At 55.8% G+C, this 24,062-nt stretch carries 22 protein-coding genes and 3 tRNA genes; 12 read left to right on the top strand and 13 right to left on the bottom strand.

Translation table 11 applies throughout. From position 1 onward, the window contains the following. The first annotated feature begins 96 nt into the window (after positions 1–96). The gene (locus tag WFN87_RS00905; protein WP_008454976.1) at positions 97–453 is read left to right on the top strand and encodes a putative T6SS immunity periplasmic lipoprotein; all 357 of its coding nucleotides are present in this window, start codon (positions 97–99) and stop codon (positions 451–453) included. Positions 454–519: 66 nt separating this feature from the next. Here the strand turns inward: WFN87_RS00905 and WFN87_RS00900 are convergent. Then, positions 520–595: transfer RNA gene (locus WFN87_RS00900), tRNA-Asn, on the bottom strand. 197 nt (positions 596–792) lie between these two features. Between WFN87_RS00900 and WFN87_RS00895 the strand changes: the two genes are divergently transcribed. Further along, positions 793–2,247 carry an EmmdR/YeeO family multidrug/toxin efflux MATE transporter gene (locus WFN87_RS00895; protein WP_166991354.1) on the top strand — a complete coding sequence of 485 codons (1,455 nt, stop codon included), beginning with the start codon at positions 793–795 and terminating at the stop codon, positions 2,245–2,247. Here WFN87_RS00895 and WFN87_RS00890 read toward each other — a convergent pair. Further along, positions 2,244–3,485: a mechanosensitive ion channel family protein gene (locus WFN87_RS00890; protein WP_336981444.1), complete on the bottom strand. Its 1,242-nt coding sequence runs from the start codon at positions 3,483–3,485 to the stop codon at positions 2,244–2,246. The two genes, WFN87_RS00895 and WFN87_RS00890, sit on opposite strands and share 4 nt — an antisense overlap. 160 nt (positions 3,486–3,645) lie before the next feature. Here WFN87_RS00890 and ldtA point away from each other — a divergent pair, with 160 nt between their 5' ends. Next, positions 3,646–4,581, top strand: a complete 936-nt coding sequence (ldtA, locus tag WFN87_RS00885) for a L,D-transpeptidase (RefSeq protein WP_336707528.1) — start codon at positions 3,646–3,648, stop codon at positions 4,579–4,581. Between the two features lie 45 nt (positions 4,582–4,626). On the opposite strand, the gene WFN87_RS00880 is transcribed toward ldtA, so the two are convergent. The 5 genes from WFN87_RS00880 to puuD all read right to left on the bottom strand — a co-directional run bounded on the left by WFN87_RS00880 (position 4,627) and on the right by puuD (position 9,466). Further along, positions 4,627–4,887, bottom strand: coding sequence for a YdgH/BhsA/McbA-like domain containing protein (locus WFN87_RS00880; protein ID WP_336981442.1), 261 nt, complete (start codon positions 4,885–4,887; stop codon positions 4,627–4,629). 323 nt (positions 4,888–5,210) lie between these two features. Continuing rightward, positions 5,211–6,491 (bottom strand): NAD(P)/FAD-dependent oxidoreductase, encoded by a 1,281-nt coding sequence (locus WFN87_RS00875; protein ID WP_008454965.1) that lies wholly within the window; start codon positions 6,489–6,491, stop codon positions 5,211–5,213. Next, positions 6,488–7,981 (bottom strand): aldehyde dehydrogenase PuuC, encoded by a 1,494-nt coding sequence (puuC, locus tag WFN87_RS00870; RefSeq protein ID WP_336981440.1) that lies wholly within the window; start codon positions 7,979–7,981, stop codon positions 6,488–6,490. The genes WFN87_RS00875 and puuC overlap by 4 nt, the downstream gene beginning before the upstream one ends. A gap of 137 nt (positions 7,982–8,118) precedes the next feature. After that, positions 8,119–8,676, bottom strand: a complete 558-nt coding sequence (gene puuR / locus WFN87_RS00865) for an HTH-type transcriptional regulator PuuR (protein ID WP_008454961.1) — start codon at positions 8,674–8,676, stop codon at positions 8,119–8,121. Positions 8,677–8,701: 25 nt separating this feature from the next. Next, positions 8,702–9,466 carry a gamma-glutamyl-gamma-aminobutyrate hydrolase gene (gene puuD / locus WFN87_RS00860; RefSeq protein WP_336981720.1) on the bottom strand — a complete coding sequence of 255 codons (765 nt, stop codon included), beginning with the start codon at positions 9,464–9,466 and terminating at the stop codon, positions 8,702–8,704. A 212-nt stretch (positions 9,467–9,678) separates the two neighbouring features. Between puuD and WFN87_RS00855 the strand changes: the two genes are divergently transcribed. From WFN87_RS00855 to WFN87_RS00845, 3 genes are all read left to right on the top strand, one after another. After that, positions 9,679–11,097: a glutamine synthetase family protein gene (locus tag WFN87_RS00855; protein ID WP_008454958.1), complete on the top strand. Its 1,419-nt coding sequence runs from the start codon at positions 9,679–9,681 to the stop codon at positions 11,095–11,097. A gap of 185 nt (positions 11,098–11,282) precedes the next feature. Beyond that, a complete protein-coding gene (locus WFN87_RS00850) occupies positions 11,283–11,486 on the top strand; it encodes a hypothetical protein (protein ID WP_157141374.1) in 204 nt (67 codons plus the stop codon). After that, complete coding sequence (locus WFN87_RS00845; protein ID WP_008454957.1) at positions 11,476–12,864, top strand: APC family permease; 1,389 nt, start codon at positions 11,476–11,478, stop codon at positions 12,862–12,864. Before WFN87_RS00850 ends, WFN87_RS00845 begins: the two co-directional genes overlap by 11 nt. Positions 12,865–12,989: 125 nt before the next feature. Here the strand turns inward: WFN87_RS00845 and WFN87_RS00840 are convergent. From WFN87_RS00840 to WFN87_RS00830, 3 genes are all read right to left on the bottom strand, one after another. Beyond that, a tRNA-Asn gene (locus WFN87_RS00840) sits at positions 12,990–13,065 on the bottom strand. 131 nt (positions 13,066–13,196) lie between these two features. Next, positions 13,197–14,975, bottom strand: coding sequence for an aminopeptidase P family protein (locus tag WFN87_RS00835; RefSeq protein ID WP_336981437.1), 1,779 nt, complete (start codon positions 14,973–14,975; stop codon positions 13,197–13,199). Between the two features lie 21 nt (positions 14,976–14,996). Continuing rightward, positions 14,997–16,451 carry an AMP nucleosidase gene (locus WFN87_RS00830; RefSeq protein ID WP_008457975.1) on the bottom strand — a complete coding sequence of 485 codons (1,455 nt, stop codon included), beginning with the start codon at positions 16,449–16,451 and terminating at the stop codon, positions 14,997–14,999. Positions 16,452–16,651: 200 nt separating this feature from the next. On the opposite strand from WFN87_RS00830, the gene WFN87_RS00825 reads away from it, so the two are divergent. After that, on the top strand, positions 16,652–18,289 hold the full coding sequence (locus WFN87_RS00825) for a methyl-accepting chemotaxis protein (RefSeq protein ID WP_336981435.1): 1,638 nt from the start codon (positions 16,652–16,654) through the stop codon (positions 18,287–18,289). On the opposite strand, the gene WFN87_RS00820 is transcribed toward WFN87_RS00825, so the two are convergent. Next, complete coding sequence (locus WFN87_RS00820) at positions 18,286–19,206, bottom strand: LysR family transcriptional regulator (RefSeq protein WP_336981433.1); 921 nt, start codon at positions 19,204–19,206, stop codon at positions 18,286–18,288. The two genes, WFN87_RS00825 and WFN87_RS00820, sit on opposite strands and share 4 nt — an antisense overlap. 111 nt (positions 19,207–19,317) lie before the next feature. Between WFN87_RS00820 and WFN87_RS00815 the strand changes: the two genes are divergently transcribed. The 4 genes from WFN87_RS00815 to WFN87_RS00800 all read left to right on the top strand — a co-directional run bounded on the left by WFN87_RS00815 (position 19,318) and on the right by WFN87_RS00800 (position 22,204). Beyond that, positions 19,318–20,325, top strand: coding sequence for a zinc-binding alcohol dehydrogenase family protein (locus tag WFN87_RS00815; protein WP_336709874.1), 1,008 nt, complete (start codon positions 19,318–19,320; stop codon positions 20,323–20,325). Position 20,326: 1 nt separating this feature from the next. Next, positions 20,327–20,632, top strand: a complete 306-nt coding sequence (locus WFN87_RS00810; protein ID WP_336981431.1) for a putative quinol monooxygenase — start codon at positions 20,327–20,329, stop codon at positions 20,630–20,632. A 62-nt stretch (positions 20,633–20,694) separates the two neighbouring features. After that, the gene (gene nfsB / locus WFN87_RS00805) at positions 20,695–21,348 is read left to right on the top strand and encodes an oxygen-insensitive NAD(P)H nitroreductase (protein WP_166991387.1); all 654 of its coding nucleotides are present in this window, start codon (positions 20,695–20,697) and stop codon (positions 21,346–21,348) included. A gap of 151 nt (positions 21,349–21,499) precedes the next feature. Then, complete coding sequence (locus tag WFN87_RS00800) at positions 21,500–22,204, top strand: helix-turn-helix transcriptional regulator (protein WP_336818010.1); 705 nt, start codon at positions 21,500–21,502, stop codon at positions 22,202–22,204. A 9-nt stretch (positions 22,205–22,213) separates the two neighbouring features. On the opposite strand, the gene WFN87_RS00795 is transcribed toward WFN87_RS00800, so the two are convergent. Together WFN87_RS00795 and WFN87_RS00790 are read right to left on the bottom strand one after the other, a co-directional pair. Then, the gene (locus WFN87_RS00795; RefSeq protein ID WP_008457988.1) at positions 22,214–22,849 is read right to left on the bottom strand and encodes an acyl-homoserine-lactone synthase; all 636 of its coding nucleotides are present in this window, start codon (positions 22,847–22,849) and stop codon (positions 22,214–22,216) included. A 558-nt stretch (positions 22,850–23,407) separates the two neighbouring features. After that, positions 23,408–23,483: transfer RNA gene (locus WFN87_RS00790), tRNA-Asn, on the bottom strand. 191 nt (positions 23,484–23,674) lie between these two features. On the opposite strand from WFN87_RS00790, the gene WFN87_RS00785 reads away from it, so the two are divergent. Further along, a complete protein-coding gene (locus WFN87_RS00785) occupies positions 23,675–24,040 on the top strand; it encodes a hypothetical protein (protein ID WP_034808929.1) in 366 nt (121 codons plus the stop codon). Positions 24,041–24,062 lie beyond the last annotated feature (22 nt).

The following is a 24,062-nucleotide window of genomic DNA, read 5'->3' as shown; positions in this document are numbered from 1 at the left end:
CCTGAACGACATCACTAATCTTCGCCACCTTAACCCGGCGGGGCCGACGGTTTCACTGTTTTCACGGTACAAGAAAATATTGGGGAGATTTCCTTTATGAAGCATGTTGTTGCATTTGTTTCTGCTTGTTCTTTGCTTACTGGCTGTGTGGGTGAAAATCTAGGTGTAGGCGAGTGGCGAAGCTATGACATTATTAACGGCAATCTCTGTTTTACCGTTGATAAATCCGATGTACTAAGTCGCTATTCAATTTCTTCATTACAAGGTGACGACTTTAAAAATCTTGCTGTTGCTGACTACAAACACCTCATTTATCCAGATACTTGCATAAAGGTTCCGCTTACCCGTGGCTACATCTACCAAACGTCCTATACGCTGAATAACAAAGTCTATCGATATGGCTTTTTCATCGACAACAACGGATTATTCATCGAGCTCGGCTGTGGGAAGTAACGCCTTTGCCTCAACCACCAACAGCAAAAAGCCCGCTTAAGTTTCCTTAAGCGGGCTTCTCAAATATGGCTCCTCTGACTGGACTCGAACCAGTGACATACGGATTAACAGTCCGCCGTTCTACCGACTGAACTACAGAGGAATCGTGTGAACGGGGCGAATATTAGCGGCGGCTCCGGGGCTTGTCAAAGGCAAAATCTCACCCTGTGGTGCGTTTGCGGAAACTATCAACATCTTGTTGCCTTTTCAGGCAATCAGAGACAAAAAAATCCTTTGCAGGATAACGATTTGTCGCCCATTATTTGAAATGCCGTTTTATCTTTCCTTGCAGGTCCTCGCTTGAACTTACATGCAGTCCTTCGCCAGAGCGTGGCGAAAACGCCGTGGTACGCCAAACGTAAGAGTTATCGGGTGCTGTTCTGGCGTGAGATAACGCCGCTGGCGGTGCCAATCTTCCTCGAAAACACCTGCGTATTGCTGATGGGGGTGTTGAGTACCTTCCTCGTCAGTTGGTTAGGGAAAGAGGCGATGGCGGGCGTAGGGCTCGCCGACAGTTTTAACATGGTTATCATGGCGTTCTTCGCCGCTATCGATCTCGGCACCACTGTGGTGGTGGCGTTCAGCTTTGGCAGGCTGGATCCGGAGCGGGCGAGGGCGGCGGCCCGGCAGTCTCTGGTGCTGATGACCATAGTTTCTTTTATCATGGCCGCAGGCATTCATCTGGCGGGCACGCACATTATCGATGTCATTGCCGGGAGCGCCACGCCGGAAGTTAAAGCTCTCGCACTTTCTTACCTGCAAACCACCGTCTGGAGCTACCCGGCGGCAGCTATAGCGCTTATCGGTAGCGGCGCCCTGCGCGGGGCGGGGAACACCAAAATCCCGCTGCTGATTAACGGCGGCATGAACATCCTCAACATCATCATCAGCAGCATTCTTATCTACGGCATCTTTGGCTGGGGCGGGCTGGGCTTTGTTGGCGCGGGACTGGGGCTGACGATTTCCCGCTACATCGGTGCGGCGGGCATTATCTTCGTGCTGATGATTGGCTTTAACCCGGCGCTGCGTATCTCGCTGAAAAGTTATTTTACGCCGCTCAACTGGGGCATTTTGTGGGAAGTGCTCGGCATCGGCATTCCGGCGAGCGTCGAGTCGGTGCTGTTCAACGGCGGTAAGCTGCTGACGCAGATGTTCGTTGCCGGGATGGGGACCAACGTGATTGCCGGTAACTTTATTGCTTTCTCGGTGGCCTCGCTGATTAACCTGCCGGGTAACGCCCTCGGGTCGGCGTCAACGATCATCGTCGGTAGACGGTTAGGGAAAGGGCAAATCGGCCAGGCCGAGCGCCAGCTGCGCCATACGTTCTGGCTCGCCACCATTGGCCTGACGATCATTGCCTGGGGAACCGCGCCGTTCGCCGGGTTATTCGCTTCGTTCTACACCAGCGAAGATGACGTCAAAGAAGTCGTTAAAGTCCTGCTGTGGATGAACGCCGCCTTTATGCCAATCTGGGCCGCGTCCTGGGTGCTGCCTGCCGGGCTGAAGGGCGCCCGTGACGCACGTTTTGCCATGTGGGTGTCGATGGCGGGGATGTGGGGTTGCCGCGTTATCGCCGGTTACACGCTGGGGATTGTATTGGGCATGGGCGTGGTGGGCGTCTGGCTGGGGATGTTCGGCGACTGGGCGGTGCGCGGCGCCTGCTTCTACTGGCGAATGGTCAGCGGCCGCTGGCTGAAAAAATACCCGCGACCGCCGAAAGAACCACTTTCGGTTCAGGAAGAAAGCACCGTTTAGCGTTCGAAAGCCCCGGCAATGGCCCGCATGTCGTTGCCGGTTGGTGTCTGGTGAATACGCAGGCCAAACTCGTCCACCACGGCAAAAATATGGTCGAAAATGTCGGCCTGAATGCTTTCATACTCGGCCCAGGCCACGGTGTTGGTGAAGGCATAAATCTCCACCGGCAATCCTTCGCTTTCAGGAGCAAGCTGGCGCACCATCAGCGTCATGTCTTTGCGAATGCGCGGATGGTTGCGCAGGTACTCATTCAGATAGGCCCGGAAGGTGCCGACGTTGGTCATCTGGCGCTGGTTCAGCACCGAGTCGTCGGCGTGCTGCTGGTTGTATTCGCTGATCTCTTTCCCACGTTCCGCCATATACGGCTGCAGCAGTTTCGCTTTAAGGAGCTTCTCCTGCTCGTCCTGCGAAAGAAAACGAATGCTGGTGGTGTCGATGTTCACGCTGCGCTTGATGCGGCGCCCGCCTGAGGCCGACATCCCGCTCCAGTTTTTAAACGCGTCGGACACCAGCGCATAGGTTGGGATAGTGGTAATGGTGTTGTCCCAGTTTTGCACTTTCACCGTCGTCAGGCCGATGTCGATCACCGCCCCGTCCGCGCCGTATTTCGGCATTTCCACCCAGTCGCCCATTTTCAGCATGCTGTTGGCAGAAAGCTGAATGCCAGCGACCAGGCCGAGAATCGGATCTTTAAACACCAACATCAGTACGGCGGCCATCGCACCGAGACCGCTTATCAATATTGCCGGGGATTTCCCGATAAGCAGCGACACCATCATGATGCCGACGACAATCGCGGCCAGCAGCTTCACGCCCTGGAAAATGCCTTTCAGCGGTAGCTGAGAAGCAAAGGCGAATTTCCCCGACAGACCGAAGATCACATCCAGCAGCGAGAAAAAGGACATCAGCGCGTAGAGCATGACCCATAGCTGGGCGCAGGTGGTCAGAATGGTGGCCGCGTCGCTGCCTTTTTGCAGCCACAGCACCGCCTGAACGTTAACGATGATGCCCTGCAGCAGAAACGCCAGCCGCTGGAACAGCTTGTTCTGGGTGATTATCTGCAAAGAGAGGCTGGCGCTGGACTGTGCGCGCTTCTCAAAGGCACGCAGCACTATGCCGTGCAGAATAAAATGCACCACCAGCGCGGTAAGAAAAATGATGCCGAAAATGACGATCAGGGAAGTGGTGTGGCTGGGTTGAATGCCGTATTGCTCGAGGGCGGATATCAATTCCTGCATAACGTCTCCTTTAAAAAACAAGAGGACATCATGCCCTCTGCGGTCCGCGGTCGCAACCCGACTGTACAATTAGTAGTCATATTAACGCGCAATCCTTACAGAATTGTCTCAGGACGGTTATGCTTAATGCATTCACATCATGTTAACTAACAGGGAAATTATGATTCGTTTCTCCACGCTGGCATTTGTTCTGGCGGCGGTCACGCAGAGCGCGATGGCCGTGACCTATCCTTTACCGCCTGAAGGCAGCCGCCTGGTGGGGGCGCCCCTGACGATTACCGTGCCGGAAGGGAACAAAGAGCCGCTGGAACACTTTGCCGCTCAGTACGGGCAGGGCTTCAGCAATATGCTGGAGGCCAACCCAGGCGTCGATCCGTTCCTGCCCAAAGTCGGTACGCAGCTGGTTATTCCGCAGCAGGTGATTTTGCCGGATACCGTGCGGGAAGGGATCGTGGTGAACGTGGCGGAAATGCGCCTTTATTATTATCCGAAGGACACTAACACCGTAGAAATCCTGCCGATAGGTATTGGCCAGGCGGGGCGCGAAACGCCGCGCAACTGGGTGACCCGCGTCGAGCGCAAACAGGATGCCCCGGCCTGGACGCCAACCCCGAATACCCGTCGCGAATACGCCAAAGAGGGCAAAACGCTGCCGGCTTTTGTGCCGCCGGGGCCGGATAACCCGATGGGCCTGTACGCCATTTACATCGGCAAGCTGTACGCCATCCACGGCACCAATGCCAACTTTGGCATCGGCCTGCGCGTCAGCCAGGGCTGCATCCGCTTGCGCAACGACGACATCAAATTCCTGTTCGATAATGTGCCGGTCGGGACCCGCGTTCAGCTCATCGACCAGCCGGTGAAGGTGACCGCCGAGCCGGACGGCAAGCGCTGGCTGGAAGTTCACGAGCCGCTGTCGCGCAACCGTGCGGAGTTTGAGTCCGACAAGAAAGTGCCGCTGCCGATGACCACCTTATTGCGCAGCGAAACTCAGGCTTCAGGTGTAAATACGGCTGTGGTGAGTGAAGCACTTAATCGCCGCTCGGGGATGCCGGTCCAAATAAATTCAGCCGCCACGGAAACAGGGCGACTGTAATAATCAGTAAGAAAAAGAAAAGCTCGCGCGTTGCGAGCTTTTCTTTTATTTGAATAATATTGCCGTAGCGTAAAGTTTATTATTTCCGCCTGCCGACGTGACTTTAAATGCGGTTGCCCCGGCCTGGCTGGCTTTATCGGCAAGTTTGTTAACGGCCTCGTCAAGCGTTGTGGCACCGGTGACTGTAACATAGCCCATGCGCTGGCCGGCGGTGGTTGACTGGACTTCGGTGGCGGCTAAAGCCGTGCCGCTAAGGGCGGTCAATACGGTAAGGGCAAGGGCGGAATTAATCAGTTTACGCATCATAATAAATCTCTCATTGTGAATAATTAAACAAGGTTTCGGTTGATGCGTTGCATGTTAGGTTGCCGTCCGGGCAATGAACAGCTGGCATTATTGATGAAGACTTTCAAAAATTCTGGCTGGTAATATCCGGGTGTTATTGACTGTAAATTAATATCAGCCAGCTTATTTTTTTCTTTCATTAACCTGCGGCAACGTGAAGTTTTGATGGCTATAAAACGGTGGGCCGCTAATAAAAAAACGCACGGAGGGGATCGCTCCGTGCGTCGGATTATTGCTCGTCAGACCCAGCGTCGCTGAACCTTTAGCGCAATAGCGAAGGCAAATTAAACCCCAAGGCGATCGCGAAGACTGTAGTAAGCCGCGCCCATCGCGGTAAACGGGATGCGGAACGTGCGGCCACCCGGGAACGGGTAATGCGGCAGGTTGGCGAAGGCATTGAAGCGCTCCGCATCGCCGCGCAGGAGCTCTGCAATCAGGCGGCCGGCCAGGTGGGTATAGGTCACACCGTGCCCGCTGCAGCCCTGACTGTAGTAAATATTCTTATCCAGACGGCCCACCTGCGGCAGGCGAGACAGGGTCAGCAGGAAGTTCCCGGTCCAGCTGTAGTCAATCTTCACGCCTTTCAGCTGTGGGAAGGTTTTCAGCAGGTTGGGCATCACCAGGCGTTCAATATCCGCCGGGTCACGGGCGCCGTACACCACGCCGCCGCCGTACAGCAGGCGGTTATCGGCGGTCAGGCGGTAGTAATCCAGCAGGTAGTTACAATCTTCCACACAGTAATTTTTGGGGATCAGCGAGCGGGCGAGATCTTCTCCCAGCGGCTCGGTGGTCAGCACCTGCGTGCCGCACGGCATGCTGCGCTTCGCCAGTTCAGGTTCGAGTTTATTGCCGAGATAAGCGTTCCCGGCGACGATCACGTACTTCGCCGTGACCTTGCCTTTCTCCGTGCTGACGATGGCCGGGCTGGCGTGCTCAATGTGGGTCACCGGGGACTGTTCGAAAATGCGCCCACCGTTCAGGCGAATTGCATTAGCCTCGCCAATGGCCAGGTTGAGCGGGTGAATATGGCCGCCGCTGTGGTCGAGCAGAGCGCCGACGTAGCGGTCGCTGTTCACTTCCCGCTTCAGTTCGCTGGCGTCCAGCAGTTCAAGCTGGGTGTTGCCGTAGCGCTCCCAGTTGGCCTTTTGCTCTTCGAGGGTTTCCATTTGCTTATGGTTCATCGCCACAAACAGGCCGCCCGGACGATAATCGCAGTCAATCTGGTAGCGCTTGATGCGCTCGCGAATAATTTCCCCGCCTTCGAACATCATACTGCCGAGCATTTTGGCCGCTTCCGGGCCATAGCGGCGCTCAATCACGTCGATGTCGCGGCTGTAGGAGTTCACCAGTTGCCCGCCGTTGCGCCCGCTGGCACCAAAGCCGATGCGTGCAGACTCCAGCAGCACCACGTCATAACCCATTTCAGACAGATGCAGTGCAGACGAAAGGCCGGTATAGCCGCCGCCAACCACGCACACGTCGCAGGTCACGGATTCATTCAGCTGTGGGAACGGCTCATAGTGGTTGGCGCTGGCCGCGTAATAGCTGGTGGTATGTTCAGTCATGATGAAGGCTCCAGGGCAATCCAGATGGTTTTCAGTTCGCTAAATTTCTCAAGGGCATGCAGGGATTTATCGCGGCCGTTGCCGCTCTGCTTGTAGCCGCCGAACGGGACGGTCATATCGCCGTCGTTGTAGTTATTGACGAAAACGGAACCGGCTTTAAGGCTGCGGCTCATGCGGTGGGCGCGGGAGAGATCCCGGGTCCACACGGCAGCACCGAGGCCATAATCGCTGTCGTTGGCAAGGGCGAGCGCCTGGGCTTCGGAGGTGAAGCGGGTGACGACGAGCACCGGGCCGAAGATCTCTTCCCGGCCCACACGCGCATCCGCCGCCGTATCGGTAAAAATCGTCGGGCCGATAGCCGCCGGGTGAGCGTTGTTCCGCCCGTCGAGCGCCAGCTTGCCCTGGCTTTCCCCATCGCGAATAAAGCCGTGAACGTTGTCGGCGTGGGCGCAGTCGATCAGCGTCCCCATGGTGGTTTCCGGGTTGAGCGGGTTGCCGGGCTGCCAGTTTTTTGCCTGCTCTTTCAGCAGGGCAATAAACTCGTCGGCGATGCTCTCTTCCAGCAGCAGGCGAGTCCCGGCGATGCAAACCTGGCCCTGGTTATAGAAAATACCGGCGGCGGTGGTTGCCGCGGCTTTGTGCAGATCCGGGCAGTCGGCAAAAACGATATTGGCGCTTTTCCCGCCGGCTTCGAGCCAGACGCGTTTCATGTTGCTGTCGCCCGCATCTTTCAGCAGCTGTTTACCGGTGCGGGTGGAGCCGGTGAAGGTAATCACGTCCACGTCCGGGTGCTGAGCCAACGCCTGGCCCGCTTCGTGACCAAACCCGGTCACGACGTTAAACACGCCGTCCGGCAGGCCAGCTTCTTTAGCCAGCGCCGCAAGACGGATTGCCGACAGCGGTGATTTTTCAGAAGGTTTAAGGATCACGCTGTTGCCCGCCGCCAGCGCCGGGCCTAGCTTCCAGCAGGCCAGCAGCAGCGGGAAGTTCCACGGCACAACGGCGGCAATTACGCCAATGGGTTCGCGCACAATCAGCGCCAGTTCGTTGACGCCGGTGGTGGCTACTTCGCCGTAGACTTTGTCGATGGCCTCGGCGTACCAGCGAATAGCGCGGGCGCTGCCCGGAATATCATCGCGCAGGCTATGGCGAATAGGTTTGCCGGTGTCGAGCGTTTCCAGCAGCGCCAGCTCCTCGCGATGCTGCTCCATTAAATCTGCCAGCCTGCCGAGCACGGCTTTGCGTTTGGCCGGGGAAGCCTGCGCCCAGTCGCCGCGATTAAAGACATCGCGGGCGACCTTCACCGCAATATCGACGTCCGCTTTTTTGCCTCGCGCCACTTCGGCAAGGTCACGCTGGACAAAAGGATCGACGGTACTAAATGTTTCGCCGTCCTGTGCCGCGCAATATTCGCCGTTAATAAACAAGCGCGTTTCCGGCGAGGTATTTTTGGCTTTCTCCTGCCAGTAATTAAGATGCTGAAAGTCCATGATGACTCCTTTTATTCAATCGGATAAATGGCCTTACTGGGTTCTTCAGGCAAATTTGGGCTGCAAAAAGCCCCAGGAAATAAGTCCTGTTAAAAAAGGTTTTGAAATAAGGCCTGATTACTCAGGCCTGAAAATAATTAGAACGTGGTGGGGGTATGGGCGCTGATAATGCGGCAGATGCCTGCCGAGGTGTTGCTGAAGCTGTGCGGCATGCCGGTATTAATGGCATAGCTTTGCCCCGCAACCAGGTGCCAGGTCTGGCCGTTTACGGTCAAAACCACTTCACCTTCCAGTATCGTGCCTGTCTCCTCACCCTGGTGTTTGATCCTCTCGCCGGTGGTGGTTCCCGGCTGATAGGTCTCAATGATCATCGCCAGCGTACGGTTAGGATTCCCATTGTGTATTAATTTCATTGAAACACCCTGACTGCCTATTTCAATCAGATCGTCGTAATTAATCACGACCTGCGGCTCATCAGGTTTTTCCGGTTCCGCGAAGAACTCGGAGAGCGACAGCCCGTAGACTTTCAGCAGCTTCTGCAGCGTACTGATAGCAGGACTGACTTTGTCCTGTTCTATGGTGCTGATGGCGCTATGCGTTAATCCAGACAGTTCGGCGGCACGACGTTGAGAGAGACCCAGTTGCTGGCGGATCGCTGACAAACGTTTACCCGGCGCCAGGCCGTCATCGCTCATAATGGCATTTCCTTAACGGTAGTGGTCAGAGCCGCTGCTTTTCAGCGAGGTGGTTCTGACTGGCGGTGATAAAACCCTCAAGCAACAAACGCGATAGTGCATATTCGCTACTGTTCCATTCCGGATGCCACTGAACCCCGAGGGCAAAAGGATGATCGTGAACGCTCGCGGCCTCCACCAGACCATCCTGTGAACGCGCCTCGACGCGCAGCAGCGGACCCAGCGTTTTCGCTCCCTGGCCATGTAATGAATTCACCCAAAACGTGTTGCAGCCCGGTATCAACTGCGAAAGCAATCCTCCCTCATGAACCTGGACTTCGTGTGATGGGGCATACTGCTGCTCCACCGGGAGTTCCGGATCTTCACGGTGCTCCAGAAACTCGGGACAATCGCTCAGGCGACGATACAGAGTCCCGCCGGTGGCGACAACAAGTTCCTGTAAACCCCGGCAGATGGCGAAAATGGGGATGCGCCTTTTGAGCCCGGCGGCGATAAGCGCCATGCTCAGTTCATCACGCCCGGGGTCGGCGTCAGGCTCATCGCCGTTTTCACCATAGAGGTGCGGCTGCACGTTGCTGGGGCTGCCCGGCAGGAAGATCCCGTCCAGTTTTGGCAGCAGCGCTTCCAGCAGTTCCGGCTCTGCCAGCGCGTGGGGCAGGGCAATGGGCAAGCCGCCCGCATTCAATACCGCGTTCAGGTACTTTTCTTGCAATGTTTGGGTCAGATGACCCTTAAGCCTGTTTCTGCACATCACAACGCCGATTAACGGCTTGTCAAATATATCGACCATGATCAACCTCACATTCTGGACTAAATTATTTCCAAACGATTCCATGTTGGCCATTTCCGTTCAATATTTTCTCAACTTAGCAGTGGTTTAACTGTCTTGCAAACTTAAATTAACATTTGACAAACATTTTGTTTCACACCATTGTCGATAAGTGGACATTATATTTAACGGTCGACATCAGCGACCGGCATCCAACGCAACGGCGGTGAATCATGGAAACCAATATCGTAGAAGTTGAGAATTTTGTTCAGCATTCCGAAGAGAGACGAAGTAGCGCGTTTGCACGCGAAGTGAATACCTTCCTTGAACGTTATCCCAATACCCAATATGTCGATGTCCTGCTCACTGACCTGAACGGCTGCTTCCGGGGGAAACGTATTCCGGTGGCCGGGCTGCGTAAGGTAGAGAAGGGCTGTTACTTCCCGGCGTCCGTGTTTGCCATGGATATTCTCGGGAACGTAGTAGAAGAGGCCGGGCTGGGGCAGGAGCTGGGCGAGCCGGACCGCCGCTGCGTGCCGGTGCTGGGCACGCTGACCCCTTCGGCGGCTGACCCGGAATTTATCGGCCAGATGATGCTGACCATGCTGGATGAAGATGGCGCTCCCTTTGACGTTGAGCCGCGGAACGTGCTGAACCGACTCTGGCAGCAGCTGCGCCAGCGTGGTCTATTCCCCGTGGTAGCGGTAGAGCTGGAGTTCTATTTAATTGACCGCCAGCGCGACGCCGAAGGCTACCTGCAGCCGCCCTGCGCGCCGGGCACCGACGATCGCAATACCCAAAGCCAGGTCTACTCCGTCGATAACCTTAACCACTTCGCCGACGTGCTGACCGACATCGACGACCTGGCCCGCCTGCAGCTGATCCCCGCCGATGGCGCGGTGGCGGAAGCCTCGCCGGGGCAGTTCGAAATCAACCTGCACCACACCGATAACGTGCTGGATGCCTGCGATGATGCGCTGGCGTTAAAACGCCTGGTGCGAACTGTCGCCGAGAAGCATAAGATGCACGCCACTTTTATGGCGAAGCCGTATGAAGAGCATGCGGGCAGCGGGATGCATATCCACATCAGCGTGCTGAATAACAAAGGTGAAAACGTGCTGGCGGACGCCGACGGCGAAGACTCAGCGCTGCTGAAGCGCGCGCTGGCGGGCATGATCCACCTGATGCCTTCTTCTATGGCGCTGCTAGCCCCGAACGTGAATTCATGGCGCCGTTTCCAGCCGGGGATGTACGTCCCGACTCAGGCGTCGTGGGGGCATAACAACCGCACCGTGGCGCTGCGTATTCCTTGTGGCGACAGAGACAACCATCGCGTGGAGTATCGCGTGGCGGGGGCGGATGCCAACCCGTATCTGGTGATGGCGACTATTCTGGCCGGGATTTTACATGGGCTGGATAACGACCTGCCGCTGCAGGAAGAGGTAGAGGGCAACGGGCTGGAGCAGGAAGGGCTGCCGTTCCCGATCCGCCAGAGCGACGCGCTTTGGGAATTCACCCAGAACGATCGTCTGCGCGACCTGCTGGGCGAGCGTTTCAGCCACGTTTTCCATGCGTGCAAGCACGATGAGCTGGTGCAGTTTGAGCGTTTAATCACAGAAACTGAAATTGAGTGGATGCTGAAAAACGCCTGAGTGTGGCGCCTGCCCGGCAGAGCTTACGTGTCCGGGCACGCGAATAAATAAGTAGCATCATACGGACTGAGCGGAGCCAGGCCGGACGTTTTGCAGGGCAACCTGCCATTTCCCGAAGTCGCGTAATGGAGCGCGGGCGGCAACGGGTCTTCAGTTAACGACAATGTGTACGACGAGGAAATGAAATGATGCAGATGCAAATGTTTAAATATCCGCACGGCGAGGGCGAACGCTGCTGCCGTATTGACAACGACGGGCCAGTGGCCTGCGTGAACCCCATTGCCGTTCCCCGACAGTTACGATTAACCCCCAGGCTAAGCAGGTTTGCCCGAACGAACAACGTTTCGCAAACCTGTATTCGCGTGGGGGGACATCGTCATGGCGACTAACTCTTCCGCAGATATTGTTTCGCAGGCGGGAAAACCGCAGCTGCGTAAATCTCTGAAACTCTGGCAGGTGGTGGTGATGGGCCTGGCCTATCTCACGCCGATGTCGGTGTTTGATACCTTCGGGATTGTGTCCGGCATCAGCGACGGCCATGTCCCGGCATCCTACCTGCTTGCGCTGGCGGGCGTGCTGTTTACCGCCATCAGCTACGGCAAACTGGTGCGCCAGTTCCCGCAGGCCGGATCAGCTTATACCTACGCCCAAAAGGCCATTAGTCCGCACGTAGGCTTTATGGTGGGCTGGTCATCGTTACTGGATTATCTGTTCCTGCCGATGATTAACGTCCTGCTGGCAAAAATCTACCTTTCGGCGCTGTTCCCGGAAGTCCCGCCGTGGATCTGGGTGGTCGGTTTTGTCTGTATCCTGACGGCGGCCAACCTGAAGAGCGTCAATCTGGTGGCGAACTTCAACACTCTGTTTGTGCTGGTCCAAATCGCCATTATGGTGGTGTTTATCATTCTGGTGGTGCAGGGGCTGCACAAAGGCGAAGGCGTGGGCACCGTCTGGTCGCTGCAGCCGTTTATCAGCGAAAATGCGCACCTGATCCCGGTGATTACCGGCGCGACGATAGTCTGCTTCTCGTTCCTCGGCTTCGATGCGGTGACCACGCTGTCGGAAGAGACGCCCGATGCGGCGCGCACCATCCCGAAAGCGATTTTCCTGACTGCGGCCTACGGCGGCATTATCTTTATCGTTGCCTCGTTCTTTATGCAGCTGTTCTTCCCGGACATCAGCCGCTTTAAAAACCCGGACGCAGCGCTGCCGGAGATTGCGCTGTACGTTGGCGGCAAGCTGTTCCAGTCGATTTTCCTCTGCACCACCTTCGTTAACACTTTGGCATCCGGGCTGGCCTCCCACGCCAGCGTTTCGCGCCTGCTTTATGTGATGGGCCGCGACAACGTCTTCCCGGAAAAATACTTCGGCTACGTACACCCGAAATGGCGCACCCCGGCGCTGAACGTGATCATGGTCGGGATCGTGGCCCTGTCCGCGCTGTTCTTTGACCTGGTGACGGCGACGGCGCTGATCAACTTCGGCGCGCTGGTGGCCTTTACCTTCGTGAATCTGTCGGTGTTTAACCACTTCTGGCGTCGTGAAGGCCGCAACAAAACCTGGCGCGAGAAGCTGCATTACCTCATTCTGCCGCTGATTGGCGCGGCGACGGTGGCGGTGCTGTGGGTGAACCTGGAAGTGACGTCCCTGACGCTGGGGCTGGTGTGGGCGGCGGTCGGTATTCTGTATCTGGCCTTCCTCACACGCCGCTTCCGCAGGCCACCGCCGGTGTTTGACGCCACGAAGGCCGAGCGCGCCTGGGAGTAAGGGAAGGTTGCGTTAGAGAAGAAGAAGCTCGCTTAATATGCATTAAGCGGGCTTTTTTGTTCCAGATTTTGTCAGCTCAGAAAAGCAAAAAGCCCGCTTAGTTTCCTAAGCAGGCTTCTTAAATATGGCTCCTCTGACTGGACTCGAACCAGTGACATACGGATTAACAGTCCGCCGTTCTACCGACTGAACTACAGAGGAATCGTGTGAACGGGGCGAATACTAACGGCGTGAGTTCGGGTTGTCAAAGGCTGTTTTGGTGAAATGCGTTCAACTGCCGATTAATCCAGCAAATCAATGAAAAAGGCCGCAAACGCGGCCTTGAAAGGTTACTACTTGCACAACTGGCCGACGGGCTGTGTGGCGGCCTCAAGCCACTCCCGAACCTCTCCGTTCACGCGCGGGGAGAGCGTTTCCCGCACCTGCCGGTGGTAATCGTCCAGCCAGGCGATGTCCTGTGAGCTGAGCAAATCAACGTCAACGGCGGACAGATCGATAGGGATCAGCGTCAGCGACGAGAACTTGCAGAAGCCAGGCAGGGAGGCAATGACCTCGACCTGGTTTTCGATGCGGATCCCGTGGCTGTCCGCCAGGTAATAACCCGGCTCAATGGTGAGGATGTTGCCCGGCAGCATCGGCCACGGGTTTACCTTCTTCGCCATGCGGTGCGGATTTTCGTGGATCATCAGCCGGTGGCCGACGCCGTGCCCGGTGCCGTGGTCGTAGTCCAGTCCCAGCTCCCAGAGCGGAGCGCGGGCAAAGGCATCGAGCTGGTGGCCCTGAGTCCCCTGCGGGAACTGCAGCGAGATCAGCGCCAGGAAGCCTTTCAGCACGGCGGTGTAGTGCAGGCGGCGGGTCGCATCCAACTCGCCAAAACTGAGCGTACGGGTGGCGTCCGTCGTGCCGTTGATATACTGCCCGCCGGAATCATTGAGGTAGAACTGCGCGGCGGTTAGGGCGAAGTTCGTTTCCGGCGAAGAGTGGTAGTGGCACATCGCGGCGTTGCTGCCCGCGGCAGAAATGGTGCTAAAGCTTTGCTCGGTAAAGGTGGAGCCCTGCTGGCGGAAGCTCAGCTGTTTTTCCTGCGCCTCCAGCTCGGTGACCGGGTTACCTGCGGCTTCGCGGCGCGGCACTTCTCGGGTCAGCCAGGCAAGGAAATTCACCCAGGCCACGCCGTCTTCGATGTGGCTGTCGCGGTAGCCTGCCAGTTCGGTTTCGTTCTTATTGGCTTTGATTAGCGTGACAGGATCCGGCGCCCACAGCACCCTGCCTCCGCCTTGCTCCACGGCAAAGCGCACGGCGACCGGCGCAGAGTCCGCGTCGATGAGGGTATGTTTCCCGGTTGCCAACTGCTGGCAGCGGGCAAGGAATTCACTCATCGGGCGGAGCGTGATGCCGTTGAGCCAGGCTTTATCCAGCTTCCGCAGTTTTTCTTCCGCTACAAACCATTCAATGTCACCCCTGGCGCTCAACAGTGCGAAGGAGTGCGGCACCGGGCTCATTGGAATATCCGAGCCACGTACGTTCAGCAGCCAGGCGATATTGTCCGGCTGCGTCAGCGCCAGATAATCCGCCCCGGCTGCGCTCAGCACCTGGGCGATCCGCTCACGCTTTGACGCAGCGCTTTCGCCACTGATTTCATCCGGCATGGCGATGATTTCCCCGCAGGGTGCTGCCGGGCGATCGGGCCAGATAGCATCAAGCGGATCGTCATCTAACGCCACCAGATCGCAGCCGCTGGTACGCAGGCTTTCGTACTGGCTGTTGACCATCAGCAGCGGTTCGAAGGCGATGCGTTTACCTGCCGGAAGATTATCGCGGAGCCAAAGGTGCAGCGGCTCGTCGTGCAGATGATGAATCTCGAACTCTGCCAGATTCACCTGATGGCGAGCCTGAACCTGGTAGCGCCCGTCTACAAACAGCAGGGCGCGGTCAGCAAGCACTAGCGCCAGCCCGGCGGAACCGGTAAAGCCGCTGATAAACTCGAGTTTATTGTCATAAGGCGCACAGTATTCGCTTTGATGGGCATCGGCGCGCGGCACGATGATCCCATCCAGCTCGCGCTCCCGGAGCAGCGCCCGCAGTGCGCCGAGTGATGAAGTGTGTTGCATCCAGCTTCCTTATTCTTTTTATTAACGGAACGGAGGTTCGTTGAAGGTACGCAGCTTGCGCGAGTGTAGCTTTTCACCTTCGGCACGCAGCAAATCAATGGCCCGAATGCCAATCTGCAGGTGCTCGGAAATCGCCCCTTCATAGAAACGGTTGGCCTGGCCCGGCAGCTTGATTTCGCCGTGCAAGGGTTTGTCTGAAACGCACAGCAGCGTGCCGTAAGGCACCCGGAAGCGATAACCCTGTGCGGCAATCGTCGCACTTTCCATATCGATAGCCACCGCGCGGCTGAGGTTGAAGCGCAGCGCAGAAGCTGAATAGCGAAGCTCCCAGTTGCGGTCATCGGTGGTGACCACCGTGCCGGTGCGCAGGCGCTGTTTCACTTCTTCGCCCGGCATGCCGCTGACCTGCTTGGTGGCGTCATAAAGGGCGCGCTGCACCTCCGCGATGCTTGGAATAGGAATATCCGGCGGCAGCACAGCATCCAGTACGTGATCGTCACGCAGGTAGGCGTGAGCCAGCACGTAGTCGCCAATTTGCTGGCTTTCACGTAGGCCGCCGCAGTGGCCAATCATCAGCCAGGCATCCGGGCGCAGCACCGCGAGGTGGTCGCAGATGGTTTTGGCGTTGGACGGGCCTACGCCAATGTTAATCAGCGTAATGCCGCTGCCGTTTTTATCGATCAGGTGCCAGGCCGGCATCTGGTGTTTCTTCCACGCCAGGTCGGAAATCGCCTCTTCCGGGGCTTCGGTTTCGGCGGTCAGCCAGGTGCCTCCGGCGCAGGACAGGGCGATATACGGGCTGTCCGGGTCGAGGATTTGCTGGCAGCCCCAGCGGACAAACTCGTCCACATAGCGGGTGTAGTTGGTGAACAGCACGAAGGGCTGGAAGTGCTCCACCGGCGTGCCGGTGTAGTGGCGCAGGCGAGCCAGCGAGAAATCCACGCGGCGGGCGTCAAAGTGCGACAGCGGCCAGGCTTCCGTCGGGTGGAACAGGCCGTCGGCAGTTTCATCGCCAATCTGTGACAGCTCGGTGGTTGGGAAATGGCGCGTCAGTCCGGCGCTCATCGTGCGGTCGAGGTTCAGGCCGTCAATCACGTATGGGTAAGGGATCTCATGCTGAGAAGGGCCAACCTCAATGTGCACGCCGTAGTCTTCACTCAGCAGGTTCAACTGTTCGTGCAGGTAGCTCTTAAACAGCGCGGGACGGGTCACCGTGGTGGTGTAGCTGCCGGAGTGGGTAAAGCGGGCATAGGAGCGGGTATTTTTCGGGCCACGGGGAACGCCGTCCCAGCTCACCCGCAGTTCGGGGTAGACAAACAGCCCGTCGGAACGCGCGTCTACGTCCGGCAGCGTGCCATGTTGGGTGTAGAGGGCAATCGCATCGCGAAGGGCGGTTACTGAACTTTCGTACAATGCTTCCAGCTTGTCCAGGGCTTCAGCAGGCGTCAGCCCCTGGCATACAACGTTATTATTCATTGATTCTCCTTTACCGGTTCTCGCCGGGTTAGTGTCTCAGTATGTCATGCCGGGCGCAGAACGGAAGCGGAAGACGGGAAGAGTTGCGAGCCTCATAAAAAATTCATCACAAAAAAATGAATACCCGCGCAGAGGCTGCCGATAACCCCATTGATACCCGAGCTTGATGGGATAACGACAATAACGATGAGGGGAACGACATGGGAATGTTAAAGAATTTTACCGTACGCCGGGTGCTGCTCACCGTGCTGGGGCTGTTCTGCCTGCTGTGGTCAGCCGTGGGCGTGTTTACCGTTTATTCGCTGGCGAAGCTGGGGGACGGCAACGCCGTTGACCATCAGCTGGTGTCGCAGATGACGATACTCAGCAAAGGCAACGACCAGTATTTTCGCTTTATTACGCGTCTTTCGCGGGTGATGGAGGCGAAGGCGGCGGGGGAAGCTGCCGATTTTAAGCCCGTGCAGGAAGCGCTGGATAACATGAAAAGCGAGCTTGAGCGTCTGAAGAGCGTTTCGCCTGGGCCAATGGATCCGGCCGTTTCCGCCGACGTGATCGAAAAATGGCAGCAGCTTTTAGATAACGGCGTGGCGGCGCAGATGCAGCTTGCCCAGCAGGGAAGCGCGTCGGATTATCGCCAGCAGGCCACCCAGGTCACGCCGCCGCTCAGCCGTGCCTTCGGAGCCAGCAGCAGCAAGTTTACCGCCGTGGCCGAAGAACGACTGGACCGGACGCGGGTTGCCGTGGATTCTCTGACTCGCCTGATGAAAATCACCGTGCTGGTGGCGATTGTGATTGGGCTGCTGATCCTGCTGTTTACCGATCGTTATCTGGTGAACCTGCTGGTGAAACCGCTGGACCGCATTCGGGATCATTTCTCGGTCATTGCGAAAGGCGACCTCAGCCATCCGGTGGAGGACTTTGGGCGGAACTGCGTCGGCAAACTGTTCCCGCTGCTGGCCGAGATGCAGGGCAGCCTGCGTGATGCGGTGAGTGCGATTCGCAGCGGCACGGAGAACATTTATCGTGGCTCGGCGGAGATCTCTTCCGGCAATAACGACCTCTCTTCACGCACCGAAGAACAGGCCGCTGCGCTGGAAGAAACCGCCGCCAGCATGGAGCAGCTCACGGCCACGGTTAAATTCAACGCCGAGAATGCGCGCCAGGCCAGCAGCATTGCGGAAAAAGCTTCACAAACCGCCAGCCGCAGCGGCAAGCTGGTGGGCGATGTGGTGGTCACGATGGAAGGGATCTCCGACAGTTCCCGCAAAATCAGTGAGATCACCAGCGTCATCAACAGCATTGCCTTCCAGACCAACATTCTGGCGCTAAACGCTGCCGTTGAGGCCGCCCGCGCGGGTGAACAGGGCAGAGGTTTTGCCGTGGTAGCGGGGGAAGTGCGCAACCTGGCCAGCCGCAGTGCGGGCGCGGCGAAAGAGATTGAAACGCTGATTGCCGACTCGGTAAACCGGGTGAACAGCGGCGCGGCGCTGGTCAACGAGGCAGGCAACACCATGAAAGAGGTGCTGAAGGCGGTGTCTGACACCACGCAAATTATGAAGCAGATTGCCTCGGCAACGGACGAGCAAAGCAAAGGTATTTCTCAGGTGAGCGTGGCGGTTAGCGAAATGGACAGCGTGACGCAGCAAAACGCCGCGCTGGTGGAGCAGATCTCGGCGGCGGCGGCGGCGCTCGAAGGCCAGACTGAAATGCTGCAAAAAGCGGTGGCGCGTTTCCGTCTGTCCGGGCGCGAAGAACACGCCGTGGTGGAAACGAAAGTCAAACCTCAGGCAAAAGCCGCAGCAGCCACCACGGCAGGAGATGACTGGGTCACGTTTTAAGTTTCGATAGCGGGCAGGGTGCGCATCGCGTTTTCGCAGCGCGTCTTGACCGCTTCGTGCAGCAGCCGCACCGTGGTCGACAGTTGCTTACGGTGCGGGCAAATCAGATTCAGTGGAATGCTGTCCCCTTCATACTGTGGCAGCAGCAGCTTTAAACGGCCTGCCTGCACATCCTCGCTGACATCCAGCCAGGATTTGTAGGTAATACCTTCCCCTTTTACCGCCAGCCGGTGAATGACTTCCGCATCATCGCTCATCATCGAACCTTTCACCGCCACCTGCTGCATTTTGCCACGCAGGCTGAACGACCAGCTATTGTGCACCCGCCCGCGAAGCACAAACGTCAGCGCATTGTGCTGGGCCAGGTCGGCAAGGGTTTGGGGTTCGCCATAGCGTGCCAGATAGGCGGGAGATGCAACCAGCACGCGGCGGTTTTCTGGCGCGACCGGCAGGGCGATGTAAGACGCATCATCGTTATTGCCGTAGCGAAAAGCCACATCCACCGGATCTTTAAACACGTCGGTGATTCGATCGGAAAACAGAAGTTTCAGGCTTAGCGCCGGGTAAGTGCTGCGAAATTGCTGAAAAACATCCAACAGGAGATTTCGCCCAAGATCCGAAGGGACGGCGATTTGCAGCGTGCCGCGTACTTCGTCGCTGGGGGGCTGGATCTGTTCATACCCGGCATCCAGCGTCTGCAGCACCTGCTGGGCGTATGGCAGCCAGGCTTCACCTTCGGGCGTCAGGCGCAGGCTGCGCGTTGAGCGGGCGAACAGGCGAATATTGAGGTTCTGCTCCAGGCGCTTAATGGCGGTGCTGACCTGGGCTGGCTGCAGCCCGGCTTCCCTGGCGGTATCGCTAAAACTGTTTAACGCCGCCGCCCTGACAAACAGCGCAAGGTCTTCCAGCCTGAGCATTTTCACTCTCCGAGTATAAGTGTTGTTTCCTGACGCCGGTTTTTCACCTGACGCGCTCCTTGTACCATGATTTTACTCAATTGATGAACCCATTACCTTATTGGAGCTGCTATGAAAGCTATTGCTATTACACACGCCGCAAAAGACGGCAGCAATATTGATGCGCTGCAGGACATCACGCTGCCGAAGCCCGTTGCTCAGGGGCACGACATTCTGGTGGCGGTGAACGCCATTTCCGTGAACCCCGTTGATACCAAAGTTCGCAGTGGCTTTAGTAGCGAAACCCCTCGCGTACTGGGCTGGGACGCCGTGGGTACCGTTGTGGAAGTGGGTGAAGCCGTCACGCTGTTCAAGCCTGGCGATACCGTGTGGTACGCCGGGTCGCTGACTCGCCCGGGCAGCAACAGTGAGTTTCAGCTGGTGGACGAACGCATTGCGGCACTTAAGCCTCAGTCCGTGGAAAATGCCGCTGCTGCCGCATTACCGCTGACGGCAATTACCGCGTGGGAAATGCTTTTCGACCGCCTGGGTATTCAGGAAAACGGCAGTGAAGATGCCGTGCTGTTGATTGTGGGCGCGGCCGGCGGCGTGGGCTCAATTCTGACCCAGCTTGCCCGCAGGCTGACAAAAGCCACCGTGATTGGCACCGCCTCTCGCCCTGAAAGCCAAAAGTGGGTGAACGAACTCGGCGCCCACCACGTTATCGACCACAGCCAGCCTCTGACGGAAGAATTACAGCGTATTGGCGTGAAGCACGTTACGCACGTTGCCAGCCTGACCAATACCGAACAACATTATGCCCAGCTGATTGAGGCGCTCATCCCGCAGGGGAAATTTGCGCTAATTGATGATCCGACCGCGCTGGACGTTCGCGCCTTGAAGGCCAAAAGTATTTCGCTGCACTGGGAGTTTATGTTCACCCGTTCGATGTTCGTCACCAGCGATATTATTGAGCAGCATAATCTGCTGACGCGCGTGGCCACGCTTATCGACCAGGGCGTGTTAAGAACTACGCTCGGCGAACACTATGGCACAATCAACGCGGGCAACCTTCGCCGCGCCCATGCGCTGCTGGAAACCGGGCGTGCGGTGGGTAAAATTGTGCTGGAGGGATTCTGATATGGCAGCGACAGAAACCCTGACGATTATTGCCATGCTGAAGGCGAAAGCTGGCCAGCAGGAAAACCTGAAAGCCGCGTTGAAAGCGCTGGTCGTGCCGAGCCGCCTTGAGCCAGGCTGCCTCGACTACACCCTGTTTCAGCTTCAGCAAGAGCCGGATACGTTTTACGTTCGCGAGTCATGGCGCGAGCAGCAGGCGCTCGACCTGCACAATACGCTGCCTCACTTCCAGGCCTTTGTGAAACAAATGGACGCCCTGCTGGCGGAACCGCTGAAGCTGGTTCCGCTGGACGAAGTTGCCGTTTAACACTTTACTCGCGGCGGCCAGGCTGGCCGCTGCAAAACACAACGACTTATTCAGGAAAAATAATGAACATTGTTGATGCTGCCTCCCGGCGCTATGCCACGAAAGCTTTTGATGCGTCTAAAAAAATTGCCGCTGAAGACGTGGATAAAATCAAAAATCTGCTGCGACTGAGCCCGTCGAGCACCAACTCGCAGCCGTGGCATTTCTTGCTGGTAAGCAGTGATGAAGGCAAGGCGCGTATTGCCAAAGCGACCACCGGGCCTTACGCGGCAAACGAGCCTAAAGTGCTGAATGCTTCACATGTCGTGGTGTTCTGCGCCAAAACAGTTTATGACGATGCGCACCTGCAAACATTGCTGCAAAAAGAGCAGGATGATGGGCGCTTTGCCACGGAACAGGCCAAAGAAGGGCAGCACAAAGGCCGCTCTTTCTATGCCAATAAACACCGGTTTGACCTGAAAGATGCGCAGCACTGGATGGAGAAACAGGTTTACCTCAACCTCGGTACGCTGCTGCTGGGCGTTTCCACCCTGAACATTGATGCCGTGCCGATTGAAGGTTTTGATGCCGCCGCGCTGGACGCAGAGTTTGGCCTGCGCGAGAAGGGCCTGACCAGCGTGGTGATGGTGGCGCTGGGCTATCGCAGCGTGGAGGACTTTAACGCTGGACTGCCAAAGTCGCGCCTCGATTTCAGTCAGATCCTGACCGAAATCTAAGGCGTGATAATAACTTGATTTAACTTTTCCTGGCTGACGCAGGAATGGATATTAGGCCATTCCTGCGTTTATTCATCAAATCGGTGGCATTGAGGTGTGGCAAGCGAAGGGAAATGATCTATACTTTGTTCTCTTAATTCTACGGACGGCGATGGTTGTGAAGGACACGTATTATAATGACAGCAAAGTAAATTCATTAATTCAGCGCGAACTTGATGAATTTATTCTGGATTACAAACATACGACCTACGCGTATGCTGTGATGAATAAGAAAGACCCTTCCCAAATGCGTATTATTAATAACAATCCGCAATGGTTTAACATTTATCTCGAGAATAAATATCAATTTATTGACCCAGTGATTGTCCGGTCTCTCAGCACCCTGGAGGATTTTTCATGGGACAGCGGGATGATGGTCTCTTCCGGGTATACGCTGAAGCGTATTTTTGACGAAGGTTCACAGCACAATATTGTGCAGGGGCATACTTATCCGCTCCACGACTATGTGAACAATCTTGCGGTGCTTTCGCTGATTAGCCATCAGCCTTCAGATGTTAACCTCACTGAAAACCGTGAGGCGGCGATCGCTTTCTTTATCAAGCTGCACCAAAAAATGCTGAATTTATACAGCGATATTCGGCAGAAAAAGAATGTTTTCTTGTCACCGCGTGAGCAGCAAATTTTGCAATGGGTCTATACCGGAAAAACCTATGCCGAGATTGCAACTATCTTGTCCATTACCGAGCGCACGGTGAAATTCCACATGGGCAATGCCATGAAAAAGCTTGGCGTTAACAATGCGCGTCACGCGGTTAAACTAAGTATCGAACTCAGGCTGTTGGATCTGGGTGCCTGACCGACGAGGTTACAGGTTATTGAGCTGGGTGAGCGTCTCACGCAACCATGCGCTGTTTTTATCTTTATTAATAATATCTTCTATAACCTGTTGATTAGCAGGCATGTAAATATAATAAACCGCTTCGCCCTTTTCTGAGAGCCCCTTCTGCAGCACATCAACTTTCCAGTTGGCCTGACGGAAAATGGCGTACATTCCCCGACTTGTCACCGCGTGCATACCGGGATAGCCATTTTTCATGCAATACATAATCATCGCCAGAAATAATGCTTTACTGGCGGGTAGGGTGCGTAAATTACCTTCGTCACGACGATCTTTGTCGAGGAATAATCGGGTAATTTCACAGCATGGAATATCTTTTGGTAAACTAATGTTATTAAAATATTGATAAAATATTTCATCTGTCATTGTCGGATGTTTGGCATCAATAAAGCGTGCGCCGCAAAATAATTTACCTTCCAACATGCCCATTAAATAAGTTGTATTTGCGTTATCGAATTGATCTCTTTCCTGATTATCTTCACATTCCACTTTCCATTCGAGCCGTTCGTGAAATGTTTTTTTGCGTAACGCATACAATTCCCGGGCGAGACCGGGGTGTAAATCATTATGATTACTTATAAAAAATTCAATTGCAGAACACATCGCGTATCCCTGTATGTGGAGGTCCCCTGTACTTAAAGACAGCTTTTTTTTGCCTAAGGCCTTCTCTAAACTTAAAAAAAACCTGACCGGCCGCGCCAACACGCAAGCGGGTCAGGCGGTCAAAGACCTGAGCAACACCAAGGGAAATGTTCACAGATTATTATCTAGTACACCGATTTCCCGATGCACAAGATTGTAAGCACTTGTAATTTTACATTACAAAAAATAAAAATAAAGAAAATTAAGCCCCTGCATTTGCGGGGGCTTTTCTTTTATATCGATTAAGAAGCCTGCTCGTTCAATGCAGTTCCCTGCAATATGCTGCAATTCTCCGCGAAAATTTACTAACATAACGGCCTGCATGTGGGGTAAATATTTTATAACGCGGCGGGGCTGGGTTGCGTGAAAAGCGTACGGTATAACTGAATAGTAGCCGACTAATTTAAAAAGTGAACGGCTGATGCAGAGGAAAAATGAATTTTGTGAAGGAAAGAAAACTTTGTGAAAAATCAAAAGCAAAAAGCCCGCTTAAGTTTCCTTAAGCGGGCTTCTTAAATATGGCTCCTCTGACTGGACTCGAACCAGTGACATACGGATTAACAGTCCGCCGTTCTACCGACTGAACTACAGAGGAATCGTGTGAACGGGCCGCATATTAGCGAGGCCACACGGCCTTGTCAAAGCCTCCAAAGCGTCTTTTGTATCGTTTGCCGATAAAACAAGCAAAAATTGCCAGAAAACAGGCTCAGACATAACTTTACAGCACAAAGATTGCCAATCTTTCGCCAGCCGCTAAGATAAGCCGGGTTAAACAGTGAGGACCTGATGGTAAAACAGCGGCGTATAGGGATTTGGTTTCTTTGCCTGGCATGTGTTGTGGTACTGGTTTGTACCGCGCAGCGCATGGCGGGCCTGCACGCGTTGCAGATGGAAACCGCGGCCAGCGCCGTTGCTGCCCAGGCGGATAACCCGCAGGCTGACGCTGACTCGCCGGTCACGCCGTGCGAACTTAGCGCTAAATCATTATTGAGCGTGCCGCCAGTCTTGTTTGATGGGGCGTTGTTCGCACTTTGCCTGCTGCTTTCCTTGCTGGCGCCCGTGCGTTCCACGCGAATGCCGTTTTCAGCTCCAAGAGCGACTTCACCTCCCACCCTCAGGGTACATCTTCGTTTCTGCGTCTTCCGTGAATGACAGACCGGCTGTTTCCGACAGT

It is taken from the genome of Cedecea sp. AS113 (assembly GCF_037152415.1).
In the GTDB taxonomy this organism is placed as follows: domain Bacteria; phylum Pseudomonadota; class Gammaproteobacteria; order Enterobacterales; family Enterobacteriaceae; genus Cedecea.
The sequence above is the reverse complement of the archived record's forward strand: the minus strand, read 5'-3'. Positions and strand labels throughout refer to the sequence as shown.

Bases quoted from the DNA above. Each gene is read 5' to 3' on its own strand.
- WFN87_RS00905 (WP_008454976.1), top strand. From the start codon at position 97: ATGAAGCATGTTGTTGCATTTGTTTCTGCTTGTTCTTTGCTTACTGGC.
- WFN87_RS00890 (WP_336981444.1), bottom strand. From the start codon at position 3,485: ATGCAGGAATTGATATCCGCCCTCGAGCAATACGGCATTCAACCCAGC.
- ldtA (WP_336707528.1), top strand. From the start codon at position 3,646: ATGATTCGTTTCTCCACGCTGGCATTTGTTCTGGCGGCGGTCACGCAG.
- WFN87_RS00880 (WP_336981442.1), bottom strand. From the start codon at position 4,887: ATGATGCGTAAACTGATTAATTCCGCCCTTGCCCTTACCGTATTGACC.
- WFN87_RS00875 (WP_008454965.1), bottom strand. From the start codon at position 6,491: ATGACTGAACATACCACCAGCTATTACGCGGCCAGCGCCAACCACTAT.
- puuC (WP_336981440.1), bottom strand. From the start codon at position 7,981: ATGGACTTTCAGCATCTTAATTACTGGCAGGAGAAAGCCAAAAATACC.
- puuR (WP_008454961.1), bottom strand. From the start codon at position 8,676: ATGAGCGATGACGGCCTGGCGCCGGGTAAACGTTTGTCAGCGATCCGC.
- puuD (WP_336981720.1), bottom strand. From the start codon at position 9,466: ATGGTCGATATATTTGACAAGCCGTTAATCGGCGTTGTGATGTGCAGA.
- WFN87_RS00855 (WP_008454958.1), top strand. From the start codon at position 9,679: ATGGAAACCAATATCGTAGAAGTTGAGAATTTTGTTCAGCATTCCGAA.
- WFN87_RS00850 (WP_157141374.1), top strand. From the start codon at position 11,283: ATGATGCAGATGCAAATGTTTAAATATCCGCACGGCGAGGGCGAACGC.
- WFN87_RS00845 (WP_008454957.1), top strand. From the start codon at position 11,476: ATGGCGACTAACTCTTCCGCAGATATTGTTTCGCAGGCGGGAAAACCG.
- WFN87_RS00835 (WP_336981437.1), bottom strand. From the start codon at position 14,975: ATGCAACACACTTCATCACTCGGCGCACTGCGGGCGCTGCTCCGGGAG.
- WFN87_RS00830 (WP_008457975.1), bottom strand. From the start codon at position 16,451: ATGAATAATAACGTTGTATGCCAGGGGCTGACGCCTGCTGAAGCCCTG.
- WFN87_RS00825 (WP_336981435.1), top strand. From the start codon at position 16,652: ATGGGAATGTTAAAGAATTTTACCGTACGCCGGGTGCTGCTCACCGTG.
- WFN87_RS00820 (WP_336981433.1), bottom strand. From the start codon at position 19,206: ATGCTCAGGCTGGAAGACCTTGCGCTGTTTGTCAGGGCGGCGGCGTTA.
- WFN87_RS00815 (WP_336709874.1), top strand. From the start codon at position 19,318: ATGAAAGCTATTGCTATTACACACGCCGCAAAAGACGGCAGCAATATT.
- WFN87_RS00810 (WP_336981431.1), top strand. From the start codon at position 20,327: ATGGCAGCGACAGAAACCCTGACGATTATTGCCATGCTGAAGGCGAAA.
- nfsB (WP_166991387.1), top strand. From the start codon at position 20,695: ATGAACATTGTTGATGCTGCCTCCCGGCGCTATGCCACGAAAGCTTTT.
- WFN87_RS00800 (WP_336818010.1), top strand. From the start codon at position 21,500: ATGGTTGTGAAGGACACGTATTATAATGACAGCAAAGTAAATTCATTA.
- WFN87_RS00795 (WP_008457988.1), bottom strand. From the start codon at position 22,849: ATGTGTTCTGCAATTGAATTTTTTATAAGTAATCATAATGATTTACAC.
- WFN87_RS00785 (WP_034808929.1), top strand. From the start codon at position 23,675: ATGGTAAAACAGCGGCGTATAGGGATTTGGTTTCTTTGCCTGGCATGT.